This is a genomic window from Paenibacillus algorifonticola (assembly GCF_050481745.1).
Taxonomy (GTDB): domain Bacteria; phylum Bacillota; class Bacilli; order Paenibacillales; family Paenibacillaceae; genus Pristimantibacillus; species Pristimantibacillus algorifonticola_A.
In genome coordinates this window covers 395675-418906 of sequence record NZ_JBCNGR010000006.1, presented here as the reverse complement: position 1 = coordinate 418906, position 23232 = coordinate 395675, and the positions used below count along the sequence as shown (strand labels likewise).

Here is a 23232-nt window from a genome sequence, read left to right as displayed (position 1 = left end):
GATGTTCTTTATTTTTTATTGCGCGCCAATATTTCATCAGCCTTTGCCCGAAACTCAGCGGCCGCCGCCTCCGGCGATATTTTGCCAAATAACAGCAGATCGTGAAGATCACGCAGCACTACGGTCACCTCTGCCGTCCCGACCGGGTCCGGCGGGTCCATGGGGCTGCTATTTTTCTCCACCCAATCGAGATATTCAAAAATCTGCGCAAGCTCCGGCTCAACAAACGGCTTCAGCTCTTCCTTTAATCTGGAGGATACGGGCACGCCTCTCTCTCCCTTTAATAGCTTGTTGGCCTCCAGATCGTTGACGAAGAAGCTGATAAATTTAGCCGCCTCCTCTTTCTGTTTCGAATTTTTTGTGATTGAGAAGAACATGCCCGGCTTCAAAAATAACCCTTGCTTGCTGTTTGGCCCAGGCAGCGGGACAATAGCCAGCTGTTTGCTGTAACGCTCAACGATGTTGATATACTGATTGGAGTAGCCCCAGCCTAATAAAGCCTCTCCTCTATAAAAGGGGTCTGCGTCGGATTTATTCGTTTCGGTCGTCCAAATATCTGGCAAAAAGATCAGCTTATCCAACGCCAGCCTCTGCATTCGGCCAAAGTAGTCGATAAACAGCTGGTCATCCTCGTAACCTAGACTAGTGCCATCTTCTGCAAACAAGGTGAAGCCATGCTGTCTAAGAAAATAGGCAAAAAATTGCTCCGGCGTCAGTACCGTTCCTAAATAAATGCCTTTGCCCTTGAGCTGCTCCCCCATTTGGTCAAAATCCTCCCAAGTCCACGATGCCGTTGGCGGCACTATACCGTTGGCCTTGAAAACCTCTGGGTCATATACGGCAAATAGCGCGTTAACGCCTAGATTCATGCCATATAATTTACCTCCCCATTTCCCGCTGGAAAGATTGCTTTCGTTGATGCTGGAGGCGTCCAGCAAGCCGCTTTGAATATAAGGCTCCAAATCCTCCAGCAAATCAAGGGAGCTGTACTGGGACAAATACGAAATATCCATCTGAATGATATCCGGCAGCGCATTGCCCGCCGCGTATGGTGCAAGCTTCCTCCAATACTCATTGAAAGCGCTGTATTCAAACTCAATGTTAATATGCGGATTTAGCTCTTCATACATATGGATAACCTCAATGGTTGCATGGTTGCGAAATTCATTGCCCCACCAAGCGATGCGAAGCGTAATCGGCTCCTCCTTCAGCTGGTTCAGCGGGTCGGACTGCCCGGGGACACAGCCCCAGAGAGCGGCTAACAAGCACAGCATTACGCTAATTCGAATCGTCGTTCGCATCTTCTGCTTCATCCCCCTGCAAAAGCGGAATAAGGACGCTGACCTTCGTTCCGCCCCCCGCCCGACTGTCAATTCGCAGCCCATAGCTCTCGCCGAAAGCGAGCTTGATTCGATTTTTAATATTCAAAATGCCTATCCCGTTGCCTCGCACTTCCGCCTCTCCACTCAGTACACGCTGCGCATACGCTTCCTCCATGCCCGGCCCGCAGTCCTCGACAATGAGCACAAGCTTTCCTTCGGCCCATTCCGCATAAAGCCGAATTGTGCAAGGCTCAATCATAGGCTCCAAACCGTATTGAACGGCATTTTCCAATAGAGGCTGCAGGGTAAGCTTAGGAATGGCAGCTGCATGACAGGAAGCAGGCACATCCATATGAAAATCCAACCGATTTTGAAATCGGTATTTTTGAATCGTAATATAATGCTTCACCGTTTCAAGCTCCTCCGCAACCGTTATGACATTTTGCTTTAGGCTGATCGAGGAACGCAGCAAATAACCAAGCGAGACGACCATGCTGGATATTTGCTGCTGCGCATTTTTCTTGGCCAGCCAATGGATGGAATCGAGTGCATTATACAAAAAATGAGGATTGATTTGCGCCTGCAGCGCCTTGAACTCCGTTTCCTTAATGATCAGCTGGCTGGCGTAATTTTCTTTAATCAGCGTATTGATGCGAGTAATCATCATTCGATATGTTCGCTGCAGCAGCCCCACTTCATCCATTTGCTGAAACGATGGCGCGGCCATGCTTGCATCCATGCTGTCCAGATCGCCATACTGCACCTCTTTCATCTGGCCGATTAACTGGCGAATGGGCCTCGTCAAGCTGCGGGCGAAGGCCATCCCAAGAGCAACAACGACAACAAAGGTTAAGCCATAGACGATAACCAGCACATTTTTCAGCCACACGACCGTTTCGAAAATATGATTGTAAGGGACGATATTGTAATACATCCAGCCCGTATAGGAGGATTTTTTCTGCGACAGGAAGGTCGTCTCCTTGTTCACCTTCTTAATCTCGTAGCCGTCTCCCGCCTGCAGCGGCTGAAGTGCTGCAGCTACACCTTCGGGCATTTGCCCGTACGGATAGACGACCTCCTCCCCTGCTTTAAGCAGAATATCACTACTGTGACTTGCCGTACCCGCATAGTCCTCCACCAGTCTCTCCATATTAATCCGCAAAAATAATATGCCAATGGGCGCAAGCGTCAAGGGCTCATACGCCCGCACCTCCCTGACCATGATTAGCATAGGGTCGGAAGCATCCGGGTACAGCCAGCGGACTTCGCCTTTTCCCGCTGCAGCTTCTTTTATCATGCGGGCATATTTTTCCTCCGAGAAGGACGGGGATTCCCCATACTTGCTGACCCGCTGTCTGGAGTCGATAAGATGAACAGATTGCACATAACGTTCAGCATTGCTAATATGCGCCCACAATTGATCGGTTACTTTCTTGCGGGTTATATAGCCGGTATATTCCGCATCGTCCTGAAGCAAATCCTTTAATCCCTGCTGAATGAGAGAGTCTGAAATAATGGTGAGTGACATGGACTCCAGCTTCTTCAGCTCCATATCTATCGTGGTGGACGATAAATTCAAGAGCCGATAGGATTTGTCATACAGCTGTCTGTCATAAATCGAATAGGCATAATATAAGGAGCTGTAAGCAATCGCAATAATAAGGGTCATGATCAGAAAGATCATGAGAAACATTTTTCGCTTGATGCTCAGATTCCGATATACCGCCATTATATAGAGCGCTCCTTTGCATAGGTCATACACTAGATATAACATACTCGGCAAAAACCAGATACTCTAGGGGAAACCGGAGCCCTATTTTCATAAAGAAAAGGCTACTTTGGGGCGTATTACGCCCCATACAGCAGCCTTCATTCATCTATGCATTTTTCACACTGCCGCTTATTTCGTTTGGTATCTTTCGTAAGCCGCTTGGTGCATATCGACAGCTTGATCGATGCCCATGCTCTTAATCGTCTCTACCATTTTGTCAAACTCGGAAATCGGCTTCTGCCCGTTAATAATCGCTGTCATCGTCTCGTTCAAGTACGTATTGACTTGGCTCATAATGGAAGTAACCGTGCTCGCCTCGTCCATCGTCAGGCGGATAGGAGGAAGTGTCAGCTCGGAGCTCGCTTTCATCCACTCCGTGTTGGCATCCCGCTGCCCTTGATCGAACAGGAGGGCATCCAAATATTTGCTGTCCTGATTGATCGGGCCATCCATAATCGAAAGTGCATAAGAAGCCAGTGCCTGATCATAGGTCAAGCCGTTCGGATTATCCGTGATGATACCCGTAAACTTGATGGCGTCGCCATCCTTCTCATAGCTCTCGCCCTCGATGCCGAAGTTGAACAAGTCGCTGCCTTGCGGACTGTAATTAAAATCCATCCATTGCACAATATATTTCAGTTGGTCTTTATCGGCGCTTGATGTGATCGCTTCGCCATAGGTCAACACTTTATTGTTCATGTTGAAGGTCGCATAGGCATTGCCATCCGGCGATTGCGGCCATGGAACACCTGTCAAATTAAAGCTTGGGTCGGTTTCTCTCATTAGATTAAAATATTTGCCCATACCGCTGAACACACCGCCCAAGTAAGAACCGGCTAAATGATTCGTTATTTTATAGTCAAAAGCTTTGCCATCGTTCGTCATAATTTCCGGATCGATCAGCCCTTCTTTATACCACACGGCCATCGTTTCTAGGAAATTCTTATATTCGGGCTCAATTGGACCGAAAGCCACCTTTCCGCCCTTCATTTCAAAGCCGCCTATGACTCCGAAGGCTGGAGAAAAATCATGCAGCTTCGTCAAATTGCCCGGTCCCCAGTTGCCAGTAAACGGGAGCTCATCCGCCTTGCCATTGCCGTTCGGGTCCTGTTCCTTGAACGCCTTAAGCACCGTATGCCACTCTTCAATCGTTGTAGGCGCTTTCAATCCAAGCTTATCAAGCCAGTCCTTGCGCACAATGGGGCCCGATGTCGCATTCAGCTTGAGCGCATCCAGCTTCAGGAGCGGGAACATATAGATCGTGCCGTCATCGAGCGCAATTTGCTTCTTCACATCCGGGTCGGATTCAATGATATTCTTCAGATTTGGCGCATATTGGTCGATCAGCTCGTTCAAGCGGATAATTCGGCCATCCTCAATCATTTTCTCAGGGCCGCCTACTGCGTCCGCCCAGTTGTAGTAAATGACGTCCGGAAGCTCCTTCGTGGCGATGAGCAAATTGAACTGATCCTTTTGCTGTCCCAGCGGCGGGTGGGTAAATTTCACCTTGATTCCCGTCAGCTCTTCCTTTTTCTTATACGAGGCCATTTCTCCAAAGTTGTCCATTGAGGCGGTCAGCTTCGCATCATTCGCACGCCAATAATTAATCGTGAATGCTTCATTCGTAATCGGCAGCGGAATTTCCGTCAGCTTCTCTTCCCCAGCTGCTGGACTGGACGACCCTGCATTGGCCGGACTGCCTGCTGCTGCTCCTTCATTTGGTGCATTGTTTTGCGAGCATGCTGACATCAGGCCGACAAGCAGCGCCGAGGACAAAATGACCAACCCCATTTTTCTTTTCACCCAAATCGCCTCCACAAAATAATTGTTTTTTATTGTTTCACGGCACCGATTAAAGCGCCTTGAACAAAAAACCTTTGAATAAACGGATACACCAGCATAATCGGCAGCGTAGAAATAATAATCGTGGCGTATTTAATGTTTTCTCCGATGGCAAAGCCCGTGTCCACGCCTGCCCCCATCGATTCTGTACTGCTGCTAATCAATATATCCCGCATGACAATCTGAATCGGATACAGCTCCTGGCTTCGCAAGTAGAGCATCGGGCCCACATAGTCATTCCAATGGTCTACAGCATAATACAGCGACATGACCGCCAGGATCGATTTGGATAATGGCAGAACGATGCGAAACAAGATTAGAAAATCATTAGCTCCATCCAGCTTGGCGGACTCGATCAAGCTGATTGGAATGCTCTCGAAGCTCGTTTTCATAATCAAGAAGTAGAAGGTGCTGATGGCACCCGGGATGATCATCGCCAGACGAGTATCCACCAGCCCCAAATTCTGAATAAGCAGGAAGCTCGGAATCATGCCGCCGCCAAAAAACATCGTAAAGGTAATGAGCTGCATAAACGTTTTTCGGCCGAATAAATCCATTCTGGACAACGCATAGGCAGCTAAAGCCGTCATCAGCAAATTGACCAGCGTTCCAACTACGACATAAAATAGCGTGTTCAAGTAACCGTTATAAATTTTCGGATTTTGAAACACATATTTATAAGCCTCAAGCTGGAAGCCTTCGGGCAGCAGCATGAGCGACCTTGAGCGCAGCAATTGATCTGGATCGCTTATTGAAGAATTCAGCACATACAGCATCGGATAAAAAGATACAGCTATGATGCAGCACAGCATAATCACGTTGAAAAAGTCAAAAATATGTTCCCCTGACGAGCGTTTCATAGGTCACCTCCCGTTTACCAGAGACTGGTCGAATTCACTTTTTTACTAATCGCATTGGCCATTAACAGCAGCGAGAAATTAATAATGCCGTTAATTAAACCGATAGCGGTCGAATACGTATAGTTCCCTTCTAAAATGCCGGAACGGTAAATGAAGGTAGAAATAACGTCTGACGTTTCATAGGTCGGTGCCGTCTGCATGAGCAAAATTTTCTGAAAGTCGGCGTTCATAACCGCACCTAATCGCAAAATCAGCATAATGACTACCGTCGGCATAATGCCCGGGAGCGTAATATGCAGCAACTGCTTCCACCTGCCGGCCCCATCCATCTTCGCCGCTTCATAGAGCTGGGGATCAATATTGCTGAGCGCTGCCAGAAAAATAATCGAGGCCCAGCCCGCCCCCTGCCAAATGTTCGAAAGAATGTACATCGGTCGAAACATATCCTTCTCCGCTAGAAACATAATCGGCTGCAGGTCGAAAAAGCTGCGAATGACATTAAACAAGCCGCCATCGAGCGAGGAGAACGTTTTCAGCATCCCGACAACCACGACGACCGAAATGAAGTGAGGCATATAGCTGATCGTCTGTACCGTGCTTTTGAACCACTTTTTGCGGACCTCATTAAGCAGCAGTGCCAAAATAATCGGTGCCGGAAAGCCAAACAAAATGCTGTAAAAGCTGAGGATCAACGTATTTTTAATAATTCGCCAAAAATAATAGCTGTTAAAAAACATCGTAAAATTGTCAATGCCGATCCATTTTCCTTCCAAAATTCCTTTGATTGGGCTATAAGATTTCTGAAAAGCCATCAGCAAGCCATACATCGGTCCATAGTGGAAAATGAAATAATACGCGAGGACAGGAATCAGCATCAGGTATACATATTTATTGCGCTGCCATTCCTTTTTGAGGAAAACGAGTGGGCTTGTTTTAGCTCCGCTGCCCTTGAGCGCCTGACGCTGCTCTTCCTCCAGCTTCAACTCCATTGTTCTGCCTCCACCCTAAATGTTAATCGGTTAATATTTATGTTTATAAATATACAAGGACGGCTTCGGTTTTCACATGTTCATTTCCGATGGTTTTATGTTCAAAACCGTTATTAATGCTTATATTTGCAAAAAACACCCTGCGGTCGTATCTCGACGACTTCAGGGTGTAAATGGATAGCAATGATATAAATGACAAGCCTCTATGGCGTTTTTTTATACTCCGAAGGAGAAAATCCCGTATATTTCTTAAACATTTTGCTAAAATAAGATGAATTGCCGCCGAAGCCCGTTTCCTCGGCCAGCGCCGCTATCGTAAACTCCTCGCTTTGGCCGATAAGCTCCAGCGCCTTTTGAATCCGAAAGCTCATCATGTAGTTCGTAAACTTTTCCCCTGTCTCCTTCTTGAACATTTTGCTTATATAATCCGGATTCATATAAATCTCCCCGGCAATGGATTGCAGAGTCAGCGATTCATCCTTGAAGCGGCTTTGGACAATATTTTTCATGTGAAGCACCATCTGCGATTGTCTGCATCGATTTCGCTCATAATTGTGGAGGGCAATCTCTTGGGCTATCCCCATTACATATTGTTGAAAGGACTGCAGGGTGCTCGTTTCGATTAAACCAGGGAGCTTGTCCATATACGTTTTCATCTCGGAAGCCCCACAAAGCCGGATCAATTCCATAAACATCTGAATCAAATATGATTTCGTTTTGGATATATCATAGCGCAGATCGGATAGCTGCTGAAACATTTGCCGCAGCTCTTTTTCCGCTTCCTCCCAATGCCCTGCTTTAATCGCTGTCACTAAACGTTCTTGGTCATACTCCCATTCAGAGCTATCCCTTTCACCAGATAAGGAAATGTCGCGCTCCATAATAAGACTGCCCTCACCGAGATAAAACCTGTGGTTCAAGCAGACGAGCGTCTGCGTATATAAACGCCGCGCCTGCGCCAGCTCTCCCGGCTCGCTGAGGGCAGCGGTCAGGTCAAAATGATAATATTTCATGAAGGTAGCGCGAATGCTGTCGATTTTCTCAAAAAACTGCTCCTCTGACAGCTCGTCCTCCATGAGCAGCAGGACATGTCGGCCTACGGTAGAGCTGAGTATGGGATTTGGAAAGATGTCCTCGGCAATATTTTTGACGGCAAACAGATGCTCATACTCATGCTCGCCCTCGATTTCCACCAGCAGCAGACGTACGCTCTGCGTTTGGAAATACAGCCCGAACAGGTCGCCAAAATACTGCCATTCTCTTACCCCATAGGTTTTATTCGTTACGAACTCCTTTAGAAAATGCTCCTTGGCATGCGGAAGCACGCGCTCCAGATCATACTTGATTGATTGCACGAAGCTCTCCTGACTTGCCCGTTCCTGCTTCTCCTGCACAATCTCTGTGATCGCCTCCACCAGGCTTTCCTCACTGCAAGGCTTCAGCAAATAATGCTTCACCCCATACTGCATAGCTGTTTTGGCATAATCGAATTCCGAGAATCCGGTTAACATAATAAAAGAAATCGAGGGATATTGCGCCGCTACGGTAGCTACAAGCTGCAAGCCATCCATCCCCGGCATGCGAATGTCGGTAATGACAATATCCGGCGGATTGTCCCCCACCATTGATAACGCTTCCAAACCGTTTTGCGCTGTTCCTGCCAATTCCGTACCTAGCCGCGCCCAATCCATCACGGAAGAAATGCCGTCAAGAATGAGCCATTCATCATCAACCAAGAGAACCTTGTACACCGCTACTCCCCCTGCCCTGTTGCCAGCCTGATAAAAGCAACTCCCACTATACTAGATTTTACCTTGCTATGACATACCAAGCAATGAAAGGGATTTATGCAATGGGTGGTACGATTAGAGATGTACAATTAAAAGTAATAAAAAAAAGCAAAGGCAGCTTTAACTGCCCTTGCTTTTTCTCTTTATTGCTCTTAACTATTAATATCATGAATGCTGTCGATAATAATGCCGTCCCTGACTCCCTTTACGGTATTTCCGTTGGGGTTGGTGGTATCGGGTTGTATGGTGTTGGCATCGGGTTGTACGGTGTTGGCGGGTTGTACGGTGTTGGCATTGGGTTGTATGGCGTCTCCATCGGCGGGAGTGTCGACGTTGCCGTCGGTTCTGGCGTCGGCATTGCTGTTGGCTCCAGTGTCGGCGTTGCCGATTGCTCCGGTGTCGGCGTTGCCGATTGCTCTGGTGTTGGTGTTGCCGTTGGCTCTGGTGTTGGTGTTGCCGTTGGCTCCGGTGTCGGCGTTGCCGCTGGGCTATAGGTCGATGATGAAACCGATGTTGATGTTGGCGTTGGAGTAGGTGTAGGTGTAGGCGTTGGCGAAGGAACAACATCGTCCACAACACCTGTCTGTACAGCTACTTCATATGAAGTGATAGCAAGCATTTCTCTTGTCGCATTGCTTTTCCCCCCGAACGTTCCATCAGGATTATTGCTCACAAGCTTGTTGTCAAGCGCATAGGCGACATAACCCTTAGCCCATTCGGATACCGAATTGTCGGTAACACCCGGTGTTTGCTTTGCATCTTCCTGTTTTCCCAATCCTTTGATCAGGAAGGTTGCCAGCTGCTCTTTCGTAACTTTACCAGCTGGGTTATAAGTACCTTCCCCGGTTCCATCTGTAATTCCTGCTGTTTTAAGAGCTTCGATATAAGGCAAAGCATAACCGTAGGATGCACTATCAGCACCTACATCATTAAAGCTCGATGTTTTAAGCTCAGAATCCACTTTCAGACCAAAAATTAAAGCAGCTACCTTTGCAAATTGAGCGCGATTCATCTCTTCCTTCAGCCCAAATGTGCCTTCCGAAACACCCTCGAAAACTCCCGCATTAATCAGTGCATCGAACTTGGCTTTCGTTGCGGCATCCAGATCCTTCAAATCCGTGAAATCAGCTGTTGATTTCGTAGTCGCGGCGAACAAAGTCGTGCTCGCTAGACTTAAAAGCAAGCAAATTAACAAGCTTAACTTTACTAATTTCATAAACAAACCGCTCTCCCTTCGAGTATCTCTGTATTTTAGCTATCAAGTAATCTATCGGCAAAATTGGTGGATTTTCAAAGTGTTTTTTAGAGGGTTTATGTTTATTTTTTCAACCGCTAATTTTTAGATTGAGCCATCTTGGTGGTTTGTTACAACGAAGAACCGAGACCGCTTCACTTGTTCAGTGTATTCCGCTTCTCGTTCGGGTTAATGTCCTGTTCTATCCTGTGAGAATCTAATGATGCGGGTCATTAGCTTACGTGGCAACAACCGCGGCATAAATGCGATGAGTCGGTTTCGAGCACCTGGCATAATTAACGTCTTGCCACGCAAGAAGCCTCGATATCCTTCTTCAGCCACCTGTCCGGCTTCCATGATCGCGCCTTTTACCATCTTCGAGGCACCCATGCCCGAACGATCAACAAAGCCAGTTGATGTCAGCCCTGGGCACAATGCCGTCACCGTAACCCCTGTGCCGCTTACTTCGTTTTCCAATGCCTCGGTGAACGATAGCACGTATGCCTTCGTCGCGTAATAAACCGACATCATAGGCCCAGGGAAGAAGCCCACAAGCGAAGCCACATTCATCACTCCCCCATGTCCACGTTTAATCATATCCGGCAGGAAAAGCTTTGTCATAACCGTTAGAGCCTTAATATTAACGTCAATCATATTTATCTCCTGCTCCATATCCGTCTCCATAAAAGTCCCAAACAAACCGAAGCCAGCATTGTTGACAAGATAGTCAACGTCGATCTCCTTCTCCTTAAGCTCGTTGAAAATCTCCTCCGGCACCCCAGGTGCCGCAACATCCTTGGCAATGACCGTCGCCTGAATGCCATATTTATTCTGATACTCCTGTGCAAGCTCCAATATTTTATCCTCGCTGCGAGCGACCAGCACCATATTATGTCCATCCTTGGCAAAACGGTCTGCTAACTCTTTACCGATCCCACCGGATACTCCGGTGATCAGAACTGTCTTTTTCATTTTGAGTCCACCTCATTTTTATTTTAGGGCATGTATGCGAACACAAGCGAGCTAGACCCCGAAAGAAGCCAGCGTACAAACGTCTTCCCTCAACTACCGGGAATGGCACAGCTCATAAATGTGAGCGTACTTACCAAAAGGCAGCTTCATGCTGCTCTTTTCAGAGCTCTGTTCCTGCACAAAGACACAAAGATAGACTTTGAGGACACAGCAGCCGCTATTTCAACCGAATCATGGGTTATCAAGGCCTAAAATGGGAGTATAATCCAGAATAGTGGAAACTCAGTCCTTCAAAAAAGGAATGGGTTTCCAAAACCGCGTGTTCTCAGCCATAGTGGTCTCTGTGACTGTGCAGGGCTTCCGTTTGCATACCCTTCCTAGAGTTTAATCCTTAATAATACCTTTCTTAGCTCGCTAGATTGAACGGCATAGTAATTAAAATTAGAACGATCATTCTTTTATGGTGAAAAAAATATCATTGCACTATAAACCTCATGGATAGATTAGCTATACGGATAAGCTTTTCTTTTGAAATCGACGTTCTGGCCATCACTCTTAAGCCAACCCCTACATTATGCAGATATTCCGCCATTTCCCCAGCGTCGTACTCAGATGTGAATTCACCGTCTTGCTGCCCCCACAGAATAATGTCCTTGAATAGCTGCTCTTCGGCCGAAAACATCTCAATGGATTTGTTATTCATATCTGCATCACGAGCCGCCAATTCCACCGTCGAATTCACGATTAAGCAGCCAGAAGCTGGATTCTCTTCTCCGCAGATCATGAACCCGACTATAGACTGAAGGGCTTCCGTTGCAGTTTTGGATCGCTTCACCCCTGCTGCAAGTGCGGTGCTAATTTTATTTTCATAAAGCTCTACTGCCTTTAGAAACAGCGTATGTTTGTCGCCAAATGTGTCATACAAGCTTCTACGATGGATTCCCATATGATTGACCAGGTCGGTCATGGATGTCTTCTCATAGCCCTGTTCCCAAAATAGTCTCATCGCTTTATCTAATACAACGGACTCTTCGAACTCTTTGCTTCTGGCCATTTGGATTCCCCCTGTCAAGAAACACGAGCAGCATCACTGAAGTTGTTTATTATTTAGAAGGTTACAATTACTTTGCCCTGAGAGTGACCCGTCGACACTTTTAACAACGCCTTGTTCATGTCATTAAACGAATACGTTGCATCTATAGAGGGCTTGATATTTTCTTTTTCAACAAGCTTAGTGATTTCTTGCAATTGACTGCCATTGGCTTGAACAAATAAAAAACGGTATTCATTTTGATTTTTACGGGCTAAAGAATCAAAGCGGGCACCCGCTAAACCAAACAATGCTTTTTTCCACATTGGAAAATGATTGTCAACTGCAAAGCGATAATTTGGCCCGGCTTTCAATGATACCAATTTCCCCTGTGGCTTTAAAATGCCCAGTTCAGCCTTGATCTCTTTGCTGCCCAAGGTGTCGATTACATAATCAATATTGGACAGGATGTCGGCGTAATTCTCTGTCTTATAATTGATGAATTGATCAGCCCCAATCGACAGTGTACGTGATTTGCCTCTTTCACTGCCACTTGTAATCACATATAATCCCATTGACTTGGCCATGGGGATTGCCATAGCGCCAAATCCTCCGGTTCCTCCGGGAATGAAAAGCTTTTTATTCGGCTGGGCATGTAGTACATCATGCAACGCTTGATATGCAGTCAAGGCAGTAAGGGGTACCGCAGCAGCTTCATTAAAGGACAGATTGTCAGGCATGATGGATAAAGCAGCTTCATTCACGGCTGCATATTCAGCAAAAGCACCGATTTTATGAAGCGGCAGTCTCGTATATACAGGATCACCAACCTTAAATTTCAACACTTCATCACCAACGGCTTCAATAACGCCAGATAGTTCATTTCCTAAAGTTAATGGCAGCTTATAGCCAGCAATCAACCGCACACTGCCATTCAGATTAAGGATGTCCAACGGATTTACGCCTGCCGCTTTTACTTTGACAAGTACCTCATGGCTATTGATCTGCGGTAAGTCAATATCATTCAATTCTACTCGGATTTCTTTAGAATATTTCTGGATTTGTGCTGCTTTCATGTTTCATCCTCTTCCTTTAGACTAAAAATATGGCGCACAATTTTCAGTTGCACGCCATATTTCAGTCTTTATGCTATTGTAACCCCTGTTTCGCTTCTAATTCTTCCATCGTAGGATAATCGGTGTAACCTTTACTTCCTAAACCAAAAAACGTTGTCGGATCTGCTTCATTTAGTTGCGTACCTTTTTGTAGCCGTTCCACTAAATCCGGATTGGCTAGTGACCATACACCAACCGGCACCAGATCAGCAAGGCCGCTATCTATATCCAAGCTGAGATCCTCCAGAGCTCTGCCAGCCCGATTGACTAACAATGGATTCGTCCAGATGGAGCGAATGTCTTGGAGCAGCTGTTCATTTCCAAGATGCATGACATGAAGGTAAGCTAAATCCAATTTAGCTAATTCCTTTACAAGGTAGCGATAAAGCTCAGGACCTTGTTCACCATCCTGGATCCCGCCAAGAGGTGTCCCTGGGGAAATACGGAAGCCTGTTCTTTCGGCACCAATTTCTTCGACGATAGCTTTCGTTACTTCGATCGCGAAGCGGGCACGATTTTCTATAGATCCCCCGTATCCATCCGTCCGTGTATTCGAATTTTCTCCGATAAATTGATTAATCAGATAACCATTGGCTCCATGAATTTCAACGCCATCCGCACCTGCTTTAATAGCCGCCGCTGCTGCTTTCCGAAAATCCGCTATGGTCGTTTGAATGTCCTCTTCACTTAACTCACGAGGAACGGGAATGTCCTGCATGCCTTTAGCGGTAAACATTTCTACACCGGGCGCGATTGCAGATGGCGCAACAGCTTGGCGATGATGTGGTGTATTATCAGGATGCGACATGCGACCGGCATGCATTAATTGGATATACAGATATCCTCCTGCTTCATGCACGGCATCTGTAACCTTTTTCCATCCTTCAATATGTTTATCCGTATAGATTCCAGGAGACCATAAGTAACCTTGCCCATCATCAGAAGGCTGTGTACCTTCCGTAATAAGGAGTCCCATTGATGCACGCTGAGCATAATAAAGGGAAGTTAGCTCTCCTGGTGTACCATCTTCTTGCGATCGGCTACGTGTCATTGGTGCCATTGCTAAACGGTGAGGCAGTTTCATTGTTCCAATGTTTGTTTTGCTCCATAACTTTTTCAATCGAATACCCTCCTATTTCTATTGTTCCACGGATATGTGAATGGATTTTAAAATTCTGAAATGACCGGATAGATTTGGCCTCTCAGGTTGAAATCATAGTTCTGGTCTACGATCCCTACCACTTCGTTGCTATCATAAAGCTTCACCATGAACCCCGCCATTTGCTTGGCAGTGTGGTACTTAGGCATGTTGGCTTTGAAATCAAATTCTTCAGCACCTAATGATTTCTTCAGGAATTCCGTTTCTGTTATAGCTGGCGCTAAAACCTTTGCCTTTAGTTGCGCACCTTTCAGTTCCAGTTCTTTCGCAAGCCCTTCTGTGAAGGCACTAACGTAATATTTAGATGCAGAATAAGCAACATTCCCAACAGCAATGGCATAACCGAGCGCGGATGAAACGTTAATTAATTGAGTTCCTTCAACATCTGCATAATCACGCACATATAGGGTAGAAAGGATCGTCAAGGATTCGATATTAACACGCAGCATCGTTTGGGCTGTATCCAAATTCTGGTCGGCTACAAAAGCAGCTTCTCCGAGCCCCGCATTGTTAATCCAAGCTTCAATTTGGTATTCCTTTAGCTTGCTATACAAGGTGTAGGCCTGTTCTGCAACAGACAGGTCACTTGTTTGAACAATAACCGTTACACTAGGATCTATTTCCTGAATGGTTGATTTAAGCTCTTCTAATTTATCCAATCTTCTAGCTACCAAAATCAGGTTTTTGCCGCGTGCAGCAAACGCCAATGCCGTCTCATATCCAATCCCTGAGCTTGCTCCTGTAATAACGGTATACTTCATCCTATTCTCTCCTTCATAGCATGCAGATTAGTGTAAATAAGTTTTAAACACAATTTTAGAACGATCATTCTTATTTGAGCAAAAAAAACAGTTAGATCTAACTTGCTATTAGTATAGCTATTTTAGAACGAACAGTAAAGAATTTTTTTACGGCTAAAAATTTCGCTTTTGGAGCGGCATTCCTTGGCTTGTTTGATGTTTAAGGCATAAGATACAAGTTCTTTCTTGCACTAGAAACAAGAGGGAACTTGTATCACAGAAACAAACAAGCCTCCTTTTAGGTGACTTCTTTTGCCCGTCATGTTGGAATGACACTTTTAATCTAAAACGGACAGTGTCATAGCAATAATATTGTTAAATTTTTGTTGGTCCGTTGTTGTCTTGACCAGCGTACGCAGTCCCAACCACGCATTCATTAAATAATGAGAAATCATTTCAGGCTCAAGGTCAGCCTTGATCTCACCCGATTGCTGGCCCTCCAGAACAAGGTTAGTCAACAATTCCTCTGTCCGTGAATAACTCTCATCCACAAGGGATGCTACTTCTGGATCCAACACGCCCAGTTCCACACCTGAATTCACGAGAAAACATCCAAGAGGTTCACCTTCATTTTTTATTGTCGCTTCAAACAGCTCCCGAATGATTTCCTTTACCGGCGTTCGCTTTTCAACCAAAAATTTCATTTTATTGGCCTGCTTAGCTTCATATCGTTCTAGAGCTTTTATAAACAAGGCATGCTTATCCCCAAACGTATCATAAATACTTCTACGGTGAATGCCCATAAAGTTTACTAATTCATTCATTGAAGTTTTCTCATACCCTTGTGCCCAGAATAGCTGTATGGCTTTATCTAATACTTCATTGATTTCAAATTCTTTGGATCTTGCCATCGTGATCACCTCGAATAATCATTATACATTTAAGTGAACGATTGGCAAACTGAAAATAAAAGCGTAAATACATTGAAGATATGAGGCCTAGCTTATATATTTAACCCAAGATTCTTCGTTTGTCTGCTTGCAACCAATCAGGCATCCAGCCTTTTTCAAGGGCATCCAGGGTTACTCCCGGCGGAACGATGGCATCTATTGCATCCAGAATATCCGTGCTTAATCGGATGTCGCTGCCCTTTAACGTTTCACGCAGCTGCTCAATTGTTCTTGCTCCCACTATAGCAGAAGTAACCGACGAGTGAGCTTGTGTAAATGCCATGGCAAGATGAGGCAACGTTAATCCTGCTTCATTTGCTAGGGTTTGGAGCTTAGCAACAGCTTCGAACTTGGTGCGATTTTCTTCTCGATTTGGGTCTACAACAGTTGAAAGCTTCCCTAGAGAACCGGCTGCTCTTGAATCCGGGGCAACAGCTTCTCCCGAGCGGTATTTTCCCGTTAGCAGGCCACCCGAAAGCGGGCTCCAAACCATTACGCCCATTCCGTATTTTGCGGTTGCAGCAAGCAAATCGAATTCGATACTCCGATTGACAATCGAATACGGGGCTTGCTCGGATACAAAGCGCGCAGTATTTTTGCGTTCGCTAGTCCATTGTGCTTCGGTTACCTGCCATGCTTGAAAATTCGATGTACCAATGTAGCGAATCTTCCCTTCACGAACCAGGTCCGTAAGTGCATCAAGGCTCTCTTCAATATCCGTATGGAGATCCGGCTGATGTAGTTGGTACAAATCGATATAATCCGTTTGCAGCCTTCTCAAGCTGCCCTCTACAGCACGCTTAATCCAATATTTCGAGTTGCCGGATTGATTGAGCCCGCTGCCCATAGGCATACCGCCTTTCGTAGCCAGAATCACATCCTGCCTGCGTCCCGTTAAGAGGTTGCCCAGAATTTCTTCGGATTGACCGCTTGAATAGACATCTGCCGTGTCGATCACGTTAATGCCTCCAGCCAAAGCCTCATCCAAAATGACTGCCGCTTCTTTCTCCGTATTATTCCCCCAAAAACCAAAAGTGCCTGTACCTAATACATAACTGCTTACTTTAAGACCTGTATTTCCTAATAAGCGATATTCCATATGCAATCCTTCCCTTCTCCATCTGCTATAACTAGAATGATCATTCTAATATTGCTATAAGCACTCCGCGGCAAGGTCTCGCGCCACTTCTCCTAACTCTCGGCTTCTTATCCGTCTATTCCTCCCGCTCCAACAATATAACATATCTAGAACGATCGGTAAATAATGATTTTATAAGCACCATTAAGCGCAAGTTTTTTCAGCTTTCTCCTCATTTTGAATACGCTAAAACTTTAAAAAAGATATAGAAAAGAGCAAAGGTGATCATCTTTCGATTCTAATCACCTTTGCTCTTTCCCCCAAGCCTATTGTATCAGCTGCTGCCAAATTAGGACGACTAGCTCGTTTGCAGCCAGTTCACTTTAGCCCACGACAGCTTGCCCGCACCCGCGCCATTCGCAGCCACGAGCCTTGCTTTCAATGTCGCAGGATCATCAGCTGTATAGCTATAAGGAAGTGTTGTGAATCCGTTCCAGGAAAAAGGCTTGATCGCTGCTGGAACTGGAGAAAGCGGGCTTCCCGCTGTGTCGCTATTTCCTCTAAAGGTTGTTCCGTTCAGCGAATAGATCGTGTCTATAGCCGCGATTTTCCCCGTATAGTCAGGGAGACTGGCATCCTTTTGATTATTGCGAAGCGGGTAATAAACATCAATAATGACTGATTTCTCCACCAGCACAGCGCCATTTTCTGTGGAAATCGCTCCATTGCTCGTTACGCCAAAATGATAGCTATTGCCGGAAATGGCTGTCTCCATCGCCGAAGTAATCCGTGATCTGGCGCTCCAAGCGCCTGCACTGTCCATAACGATATTGTAGGCATGGACGTTTCCAGCCCGCAGGCGAGGCATCCGGTCCTGCTGATCCTGATAATAGTTGTGATGCAGCGTCACTTCAAGCGCAGCATTATCGCTGGCAAATTCGGTTGAGCCCACCAGATGTCCTTTCTTCTGGCTGGCAGCAACCGCAATAATATCAGCCTTGCTCAGCCCCACCGCACTGCTTCTTAAAAAAGCGTACATCGGATAAGCCGACTGATTCGCTTCCATCGCATTGATTTGCTGGGTGACCCAGCTGCCTGCGCTGCCGTCATCACCTAAGAAGGAGGACCATGAAATGGTGACGCCATTGCTTCCTTTTTTCACATCGACCAGTCCGTCATATGCCTTGTGGAACGTGCAGTGATCGATCCAAAACTTGCTGCTTTCTTCGATTGTGATATAGTCCCAGTCGTTTTTGTCGTAATCGCCCTTAGTCGCTTCATCCCACTCCCACAGCTCATCAAATTCGAGATTGCGAATGATGACATTCGTACTTCTCTTGAAGGTAAAAGCAGCATGCTTGATCTTCGCGCCATTGGCGGAGAAAATCGTCAGGCCCGTGAAGCCGTCCACTGTAATTTTGCTAACGCCCGTATTCAGTAGAACCGGGTGCGTTAATGCGCTGTTGTGAGAGGCGAACGGCGAGACCTTCGCTGCCGCCGGAATTTCGTTCCAGCCTAGATCAAGATCGTTCATGATTTCGACAACCTTATAGCCTGAGCCTTTCTTTAGCGCAGCGGCAAGATCCGTTGCATTATATACTTTTATATATTTGGAATCGGTTTCGGCGATGCTGCCTCCCCCTGTGTTGCCTGCGGAAAAACCAGTTAGTTGATATTCGCTGGTAGGTCCAGATGTAGGAGAAGGCGTTGGTGTCGGTGTTGGAGCAGTAGTCGGGCTGGTGGATGGAGCAGTCGTTGGCTGCACCGTCGGAGTCGGGGTTGGAGCCACTGTCGGCGAAGGTGTTGGTGTCGTTGGCACCGAATTCGAATTGGTAACGCTTACATTATCGAACTTAGCAATAGATTTAAAAGTAACCAAACCCGCTGCACCCGCAGCTAAGCTGGAATCCGCAGCCGAAAGCTCAAGCTGGCCGTTTACATAAAGCTTGATGGACGTTCCACTCAATTCAAGCTTCACCTTGTACCACACACCCGTCGCCAGGCCAAAGTTCGTTTTGCTCGCTATAGTCGTTGTGGAACCGCTTACTTTTTTCCTAATTTCAAGTGTGCCTCCACTGCTGTTATACAAGGACGCTGCATAAAAATTATTGCCATCCACGTATCTGCCTGCAACATACGTTCTAGTCGATCCATTAAAATCAACGATCTTTACATCGGCCTCCACCGCATAATCGGTCCATGTCTGGCTGCCAGCAGAAGTTCGGCCTTCGCTTGTGCCCGATTGGGAATAAACCGCATTGCCGCTGTCTTGAACGACGGACCAGCTTCCGCTAGAGGATGTCCAATTGCCTGCTCCTCCATCAAAGCTGTCCTCCAATAACGTCGCTGCGCTTGCCGGATAAACAAAGCCGATTGTCCCAGCTGACAAAACAAGCGTTAAACATAATACAAAGACCAAATGCCGCTTTATAAAATCATTCATCTCAAAATGCTCCTTCCATATTGTAGTAGATTACATTCTAATTATAGTAATTATTGGTAAAATTTGAATAGTCTCAAAGTCCTAATAAAATCGGTGAAAAACAGCTAAACAAATCACCGCTACTACTCATGAAAGCGCTACAATTGATATAGTTATCATTTTCATACTTCTGTTTATCATTCCACTCTATTTAAGCAAAATAGTCGGGCTCTCTATCTCTGGGTAATCGGACAGTTGCAGCAATAGCCACGAAACGCTTCAAGCCGATAGGCCAGGCAGCAGGTCGCCTTCACAAACATTATCTGACCGGGAGCAGTCGGATGCTCCATAAATTTCGGCATCATGCGAAAAGGATTGCGGCGCAGCCCGAAAATTTCCGGCTCCATGTCCCAGGCCCAGCGCCTGAAACGCTCGCGGACTGCTGACTGGATTTCCTCGTCCACCGACTCCATCGCTTCATCTTCCATATAGCCATAGAGTGAAGTATAAATCTGCTTCCACAGCAAGGCAGCAGGGGTCTGTGATGCCTGCGAAAGCGCAGCAATAATCGGGCTCACTTCATCCCGGTAAAAAATAGATAGCGCGGCTTGTGCATTTTCAGCAGGCTCCGCAGTAGAATTCTCGGCGGGAATCGTCTCACTCCACCCCTCATAAATGCGAAAGGAAAAGAGCGGCATTCCATCCATTCGGCTGAGCTGCACTGACATATTCGTCATCCGCAAAGCTGCGGCTCTACGATCTGCGGCGGCCAGCATGCTGTGCATGGCTCCACAGACGCCAGCATACCAGCTGCAAAAAAAGGCTGCTGCTACACGCATGTCCTCGGTCCCAATCATCGGGGCGTATGTTCGGAGCAGCAGCTCGGCATTTTGCGGCTCGCTCAGCTCCACCAGGGTAAAGCTCAATACCGGGTTTTCTGCTGACACCGAAGTAACAAAAAACTTCTCCAATAAAGACATCCCTCTATTGGCCATTATTTTCAAAAATCTGAAGAACGGCATCTATCGCAAAACGGTTCGCCAGCGGTGACATGCCCAGATTAAACCATTCCTCTCCGCCTACCAGATACACCTGATTTTTCTTCACAGCCGTCATGTTTTTCCATAATGAGCTGCTTTGGATCTCTTTGTAATATTGCTGGATGGTTTCATTGCTATCATCATTCATCTGCAAGATGATATGATCCGGATTGTATTCCGGCAATTTCTCCAGCGATATGGTAATGGAAAGCTCACTCTGCGGGAAATTCTCAACCGCTTTAAGCCCCAGCGTCTTATGAATAAAGCTGCCGCGATCAATATTTTCACCATAAAGAACGATGCCATCTGGCATAATCATCATATACATGACCGTTTCGTCGCCAACGAGCGTATCGAGCTTCTCTTTGGCTGCCAGTTCCTGATCAACTAAATCCTGAATGACCTTATCCGCAGCCTCTGGCTTGCCTAATACGCTGGCAATATCCTTCAGCTCATCACGCCAGTCATCGCGCTGCGGCAGCAATACAGTTGGCGCAATTTTCGAAAGCTGATCGTAGTCTTTGTCTGACCACCATATCGGTGAAATAATCAGATCAGGCGCAGCGGCTAATATTTTTTCAAAATCAGGCGTCGTGGCGATACCCATTTTAATTGTATTTTTGAATGCTTCCTCCAAATAAGACGGGAACTCCGGATGATAATTTTGCACGGCAATTGGCGTAATGTCCAAAGCTTGCAGAAATTCCGGATACACAATGGAAAGCCCAATCACTCGGCTGGGATTTGCCGGAATTGTAATTTCGCCCTTCTCGCTGGCTACCGTACGGACGCTATCCGCTGCCGTGGCACTTGGCTCGCTGGATGAATTGCTCGCCTCTGGCGATGTTGATGCTGTTGCAGTCGTATTTCCTTGTCCATTGTTCCCCGAGCATGCTGCCATCACAAGCGCCACCAGCGCGATCATGATTAGCGATAATGCTGTCTTCGATTGTTTCATTTTTCTGTACCCTCCTGAGCGGTCGATATATCTCATTTCTCATCAAGCGTAAACGGCTGTCGCTGTCCTGTGACGGCAAAGCTAGCGTTTCGCGTTGAAATATAGGAAAGGATGAAAAAATCATATCCTTTCCTATATTTTTAAAAATGAGAATCAATATCACTGTTAGGAGTATAACGGATACTTTCCTCCTCGCCTATCGACGATCTCGCCAACATTTTATGCACGATTACGCCAAAGCTTTAACACCTCGTCCAAAACCAAATCTTGCGTGAACGCTGTATATTCGGTCCATGGATAAGAAGGAAGCTGGTCGATTCGCCTATTTCTGACTGCCTTCAGCTGCCCCCACGCCTCCGATTGCCGCAGCTCCTGCCAGGCTGCTTGCGCCGATGCATCATCATCTACAATGAGCAACAGCCTATCCGCATCCGTATGCATCAGCTCATCCCGTGTCCATTGCTGCTCGGGCTGATCCAGCATATTACCTGCCGCTGGCGCAATTTGGAGATCGTCATAAAACACCTCACCCAGGCTTCTGCTGTCCAAAATGTGAATCGCATGCCCCGATATTCGGGCAATGAGCAGAGAATCGTTGCCCCATACCTTCTTCACTTGCTCCCGCACAGCACGTGTTTTTCGTTCGTACTGATCGAGCCAAGCTTCCGCTTCTGAGGACTTGTCCAGCCACTGGGCAAGCAATCTTAGCTGCATTCGCCAATCATGCTCCAGCCATGGCATCAAATAAGTGAACGCCAGCTCCTCAAGCTTCTTCTCTGTTTCCGCACTCGTAAATTCTTTAATCCCGATAATGTAATCCGGGTTCGTACTGCGTATCTGCTCTATTTTCACATCATCATTGTGCGCTAAGGGCAGAACCGAATGGGTATCGTATTTTCGACGGTAATATTCAGTCCATGGATGCTCGGCTGGAGCCGCATGAGGCGTAATATGCAGCGCCAGCAAATGTCCGATCATGTTGGCATGAAAGGCTACGATTCTTTTTTTAGCATTTTTCATAAATGCAGCCGGCGGCGTGCCCGTTATTTTTTTGAATTTGCGCCGAAAATACAGCTCATCCTGATAACCGACGTAGCTTGCGATATCTTTAAGCTGGTATTCCGAGTCGGGCTTCATCAGCTCCTGGGCCTGCCTAATGCGATATCTTGCCAAATATTCGATGGCACTCCAGCCATAGGTTTGCTTAAACAGCCGGATAAAATGCCGCGAGCTAATGCCAGCCTCCCTCGCCAATAGCTCAATGGTCAGTTCCTCGCGGTAATGCTGCTCGATATATAATTTGGCACGCTCCATTGCAGCCTCGGACTCCGTGTCCAATACGCGCTTGCCATCTCGCAGCAGGCTGTACAGCAGCTCATAAAATTGAATTTGACCGCGCATTCGCCGCAAGCGATCCTCGCTTTTCATCGTATGGCCCATAGCCTCGCAAAGTGCACTCCATTCGATCATGGAGGCTGCCACGACTTCTCCTTCGACGGGAAACCGCAGATTTTGGGGCTGCGGCTCGTTCTGTGTTCGCCGCTCCGACGTTTCGGGCTGCTCAAACACATCAAAGTGCACAACATAAAGTCCACGCTCGCCCGAAACATCCAGAGATGCCTCGATTAGTTGACCAGGCATACAAACAAAGGCACTGCCTGCCCTTAGCTCCGAATACCGCCCGTCTACGGTAATCCAGCCCTTGCCGGATGCGATTAGCAGCAGCATATGCGATTCAATGAATTGCAGCCGACACGACCAGCTCCCCGAGTCGCTATCGTTTTTTTCGACCGCTCTAAGCTTGAACCACATGTTGTCCAGCCGCTCATATTCGCCCGCTTGCGAAGCGTATTCATGATCGGACATTTTGCTCGCCACCTTCTTCTTATCGCCTTATGCTTATCATTTTATAGGAATAAGCCACGATAAGAAATATCTTATACCCGGCTTTGGTGACTAT

At 46.7% G+C, this 23232-nt stretch carries 18 protein-coding genes; all 18 read right to left on the bottom strand.

Going from position 1 to position 23232, the window contains the following annotated elements:
* Positions 1-8 precede the first annotated feature (8 nt).
* The 18 genes from ABEW34_RS05335 to ABEW34_RS05250 all read right to left on the bottom strand — a co-directional run bounded on the left by ABEW34_RS05335 (position 9) and on the right by ABEW34_RS05250 (position 23138).
* A complete protein-coding gene (locus tag ABEW34_RS05335; RefSeq protein ID WP_430155600.1) occupies positions 9-1301 on the bottom strand; it encodes an ABC transporter substrate-binding protein in 1293 nt (430 codons plus the stop codon).
* Entirely contained in the window at positions 1279-3051 is a 1773-nt protein-coding gene (locus ABEW34_RS05330) for a sensor histidine kinase (RefSeq protein ID WP_430155598.1), read from the bottom strand. The genes ABEW34_RS05335 and ABEW34_RS05330 overlap by 23 nt, the downstream gene beginning before the upstream one ends.
* A gap of 171 nt (positions 3052-3222) precedes the next feature.
* On the bottom strand, positions 3223-4896 hold the full coding sequence (locus ABEW34_RS05325) for an ABC transporter substrate-binding protein (RefSeq protein WP_430155596.1): 1674 nt from the start codon (positions 4894-4896) through the stop codon (positions 3223-3225).
* 29 nt (positions 4897-4925) lie between these two features.
* Positions 4926-5795 carry a carbohydrate ABC transporter permease gene (locus tag ABEW34_RS05320; RefSeq protein WP_430155593.1) on the bottom strand — a complete coding sequence of 290 codons (870 nt, stop codon included), beginning with the start codon at positions 5793-5795 and terminating at the stop codon, positions 4926-4928.
* Between the two features lie 14 nt (positions 5796-5809).
* Positions 5810-6784: an ABC transporter permease gene (locus ABEW34_RS05315; RefSeq protein WP_430155589.1), complete on the bottom strand. Its 975-nt coding sequence runs from the start codon at positions 6782-6784 to the stop codon at positions 5810-5812.
* Positions 6785-6987: 203 nt separating this feature from the next.
* On the bottom strand, positions 6988-8535 hold the full coding sequence (locus ABEW34_RS05310; protein WP_430155586.1) for a response regulator transcription factor: 1548 nt from the start codon (positions 8533-8535) through the stop codon (positions 6988-6990).
* 244 nt (positions 8536-8779) lie between these two features.
* Entirely contained in the window at positions 8780-9790 is a 1011-nt protein-coding gene (locus ABEW34_RS05305) for an S-layer homology domain-containing protein (protein WP_430155583.1), read from the bottom strand.
* Between the two features lie 207 nt (positions 9791-9997).
* Entirely contained in the window at positions 9998-10780 is a 783-nt protein-coding gene (locus ABEW34_RS05300; protein ID WP_430155581.1) for an SDR family NAD(P)-dependent oxidoreductase, read from the bottom strand.
* 475 nt (positions 10781-11255) lie between these two features.
* Complete coding sequence (locus ABEW34_RS05295) at positions 11256-11834, bottom strand: TetR/AcrR family transcriptional regulator (protein WP_430155578.1); 579 nt, start codon at positions 11832-11834, stop codon at positions 11256-11258.
* A gap of 53 nt (positions 11835-11887) precedes the next feature.
* On the bottom strand, positions 11888-12886 hold the full coding sequence (locus tag ABEW34_RS05290; RefSeq protein ID WP_430155575.1) for an NADP-dependent oxidoreductase: 999 nt from the start codon (positions 12884-12886) through the stop codon (positions 11888-11890).
* A 73-nt stretch (positions 12887-12959) separates the two neighbouring features.
* On the bottom strand, positions 12960-14045 hold the full coding sequence (locus tag ABEW34_RS05285) for an alkene reductase (RefSeq protein ID WP_430155572.1): 1086 nt from the start codon (positions 14043-14045) through the stop codon (positions 12960-12962).
* 47 nt (positions 14046-14092) lie between these two features.
* Positions 14093-14845 carry an SDR family NAD(P)-dependent oxidoreductase gene (locus ABEW34_RS05280; RefSeq protein ID WP_430155569.1) on the bottom strand — a complete coding sequence of 251 codons (753 nt, stop codon included), beginning with the start codon at positions 14843-14845 and terminating at the stop codon, positions 14093-14095.
* Positions 14846-15162: 317 nt separating this feature from the next.
* On the bottom strand, positions 15163-15735 hold the full coding sequence (locus tag ABEW34_RS05275) for a TetR/AcrR family transcriptional regulator (protein WP_430155566.1): 573 nt from the start codon (positions 15733-15735) through the stop codon (positions 15163-15165).
* A 100-nt stretch (positions 15736-15835) separates the two neighbouring features.
* Positions 15836-16873: an aldo/keto reductase gene (locus ABEW34_RS05270; RefSeq protein ID WP_430155563.1), complete on the bottom strand. Its 1038-nt coding sequence runs from the start codon at positions 16871-16873 to the stop codon at positions 15836-15838.
* A 337-nt stretch (positions 16874-17210) separates the two neighbouring features.
* Complete coding sequence (locus tag ABEW34_RS05265; protein ID WP_430155560.1) at positions 17211-19295, bottom strand: LamG-like jellyroll fold domain-containing protein; 2085 nt, start codon at positions 19293-19295, stop codon at positions 17211-17213.
* 212 nt (positions 19296-19507) lie between these two features.
* The gene (locus tag ABEW34_RS05260; RefSeq protein ID WP_430155558.1) at positions 19508-20245 is read right to left on the bottom strand and encodes a hypothetical protein; all 738 of its coding nucleotides are present in this window, start codon (positions 20243-20245) and stop codon (positions 19508-19510) included.
* 13 nt (positions 20246-20258) lie between these two features.
* A complete protein-coding gene (locus ABEW34_RS05255) occupies positions 20259-21272 on the bottom strand; it encodes an ABC transporter substrate-binding protein (protein WP_430155555.1) in 1014 nt (337 codons plus the stop codon).
* A 219-nt stretch (positions 21273-21491) separates the two neighbouring features.
* Positions 21492-23138: a helix-turn-helix domain-containing protein gene (locus tag ABEW34_RS05250; protein WP_430155552.1), complete on the bottom strand. Its 1647-nt coding sequence runs from the start codon at positions 23136-23138 to the stop codon at positions 21492-21494.
* Positions 23139-23232 lie beyond the last annotated feature (94 nt).